The organism is Marinomonas sp. ef1 (genome assembly GCF_002806845.1).
GTDB classification, from domain to species: Bacteria; Pseudomonadota; Gammaproteobacteria; order Pseudomonadales; family Marinomonadaceae; genus Marinomonas; species Marinomonas polaris.
On the sequence record NZ_NHTT01000050.1, the window covers coordinates 1 to 231 of the forward strand.

A 231-nucleotide genomic window follows, 5' to 3' on the forward strand; every position below is an offset into this window, starting at 1 on the left:
AAGCAAAGCACAACAGTACTAAACCATTGGTGATCCATTGACTGTAATGAACCTGCTCAGCTAATGACTGGCTGTCAATGAACAAACCAAGCCAGAGCATCAAGAGCACAGGGATATAGATGGATTTATATTGGAGTTTTGAAATCATTTGCAAATGATAAATAAACTTAACGACTGACACCATCAAAAACAAATACTTACGGTAATAGCTTACGATTAATATAGCGCTTT

Annotated in this window: 1 pseudogene; it reads right to left on the reverse strand. The window is 36.4% G+C overall.

The annotated features are described in order from the left end of the window. Nucleotides 1-231: pseudogene (locus tag CCS02_RS22600) on the reverse strand (hypothetical protein); the annotation flags it as partial.